The organism is Falsiroseomonas sp. RANM36 (genome assembly GCF_056682175.1).
Genome location: NZ_JBWXTD010000003.1, coordinates 200,007 through 202,475, shown reverse-complemented (window position 1 = coordinate 202,475; position 2,469 = coordinate 200,007). Strand labels below are relative to the sequence as shown.

General features: G+C 76.0%; 2 protein-coding genes. Both read left to right on the top strand.

The genetic code is table 11. The features are described from left to right. A partial coding sequence (locus AC1MIR_RS05780) for a gamma-glutamyltransferase (protein WP_480027234.1) occupies window positions 1-1,182 on the top strand: 1,182 nt, incomplete at its 5' end. Window positions 1,183-1,186: 4 nt separating this feature from the next. Then, entirely contained in the window at window positions 1,187-2,368 is a 1,182-nt protein-coding gene (locus AC1MIR_RS05775) for a pyridoxal phosphate-dependent aminotransferase (RefSeq protein ID WP_480027233.1), read from the top strand. Window positions 2,369-2,469: the final 101 nt, after the last annotated feature.

Below are 2,469 nucleotides of genomic sequence, written 5' to 3'. Positions count from 1 at the left end.
GGGGGGGGGCCCCCGGGGCCCCGCCCCGGGCCACCCCCGGGCGCCCCCGCGGCCGCGGCGGGGGGGGCGGCGGGAATGACCATGGCGGTCACGCTGCCCTCCCGCGCCGGCCTCGGCGGCGGCGGCGCCGGCCTGCGCTACAACCCGCGCCGCAACGAGGCCGAGGCGGTGCTGTTCCCGCCCGGCGCGCGCTCCGGCATGCCGGCGGGGGCGGATCGGCCGGCGGCGGTGCCGATGCTGGCGCGTGGGCTGTTCGCGCTGCACACCCGCGGCGGGCAGCGCCCCTTCGAGGAATTGATCGCGCCCGCCGAGCAGGCCGCGCGCTTCGGCTTCGAGACGAGCCGCGCCCTGGCCGCGGACCTCGCCGCCGGCGCCGGTCCGCTCTTCGCCGATCCCTGGTCGGCCGCGGCCTTCGGCGGCGCGGATGGCCGCCCGCCGCAGGTGGGCGAGCGGCTGGTGCAGGCCGATCTCGGCGTCACGCTCGCGACGCTGCGCACCGCGGGCGTCGGCGACCTGCACCAGGGCGGCCTGGCGCGGCGGCTGGAGGAAGCCTCGGTCCCCGCCGGCGGCGGCCTGACGGTGAACGACCTGCGCGCCTCCATCCCGCGCATCGTCCAGGCGCGGCAGCAACGGATCGGCTCCGACATCGCCTCCTTCCTGCCGGCCGAGGTGACGGGCGGGGCGGAGACGGAGGCCGCCTTCCAGGCGCTGCTCGCCGGCAGCCCGCCGCCGCCCGCCGGCCCTTCCCTGATGCCGGCCACGGCGACGCTGCTGGTGCTCGACCGCGACGGGATGGCGGTGGCCTGTGCCTTCACCATGAACAACCTGTTCGGCACCGGCCGCGTGGCGCCGGGCACCGGCATCCTGCTGGCCGCCGCGCCGGATCTCGGCCAGGTCCGACCGCCGCTGCTGGCCGCAGGACTGGCCCACAACCCGAATGTGCGCGCCTTCCGCGCCGCCGCCGCCGGCAGTGGCCAGGGGATGGCCGCGCTCGCCGCCGCCCAGGCGCTCGCCGGCCTGGTGCGCGGGCAGCCCGCCACGGCAGCGGTCTCGGGCATCGCCGAGCCCGGGCGCGCCGCCGCGATCGGCTGCGGACGCTACCTGCCCGGCGCGGCGCAGGACTGCACCGCGGCGACCGATCCGCGCGGGTCCGGCCTCGCGCTTGGCGGGCTGGATCGCTGAGCGGATGGCGCTGAAGGTCGGGCGCGGGGCGGAAGCGCCGCCCGTCCTGGTGATGGATGTGATCGCGGCGGCCAATGCGCGCGCCGCGGCGCTGCCGCCGGGGGCCTACCCCGATGCCCTGGGTGTGATCCGCATGGAGGTCGGGCAGCCCGGCACCGGCGCGCCGCGCGGCGCCGCCGAGGCCGCGATCCGCGCGCTGCAGGCCGGCGCGCCGATGGGCTACACGGAGGCCTTCGGCCTCGCCTCGCTCCGCGCGCGCATCGCCGACCACTACGCGGCGAAATACGGTGTGACAGTGCCGGCCTCGCGCATCGCCGTCACGGTCGGTGCCTCGGGCGCCTTTCCGCTCGCCTTCCTCGCCGCCTTCGATCCCGGCGACCGCGTGGCGATGGCGGCACCCTTCTATCCGCCCTACGCCAACATCCTGACCGCGCTCGGCATGGTGCCGCAGCTGCTGCCCTGCGACGCCGCCACGCGCTTCCAGCCGACGCTGGCGATGCTCGAAAAGCTCGATCCGCTGCCGGCCGGGCTGATCGTCGCCAGCCCCTGCAACCCTGCCGGCACCATGCTCTCGCCGGAGGAGCTGCGCGGCATCGCCGAATGGTGCGCGCGCAACGGCGTGCGCCTCGTATCCGACGAGATCTATCACGGCCTGTCCTATGGCAGCGTCGCGGAGAGCACGGCCGCGTCCTGCAGCGACAGCGCCATCGTGGTGAACAGCTTCTCCAAATACTTCTCGATGACGGGCTGGCGCATCGGCTGGCTCGTGCTGCCTGAGGATCTGGTCCGTCCCGTCGAATGCCTCGCCCAGAATTTCTTCATCAGCGCGCCGCATGTGGCGCAGGTGGCGGCCGAGGCGGCCTTCGGCTGCACGCAGGAGCTGGAGGCGAACAAGGCGCGCTATGCGCGGTCGCGCGCCGCGCTGCTGGCCGGGCTGCCGGCGGCGGGCTTCGACCGCATCGCGCAGGCGGATGGCGCCTTCTATCTCTGGTGCGACATCGGCCACCTGACCAATGACAGCCTGGATTTCTGCGCCCGCATGCTGGAGGGCGCGGGGATCGCCGCGACACCCGGCGTGGGTTTCGAGCGCGACCGCGGCGCGCGCTTCCTGCGTTTTTCGTATTGCGGCCCCGAGGCCGACATGATGGCGGCCCCGGGCCGGCTCAGGACCTGGCTGGAGCGGTAGGCGGCGCAAGACCGCCGCCCCGGCGCCACCAGGCGGCGGGCAGGGCGCTTGCCGCGGCCGTGGCCGCGCTCGCGTCCGGGAAGATGCCGAAGCAGGTGGCG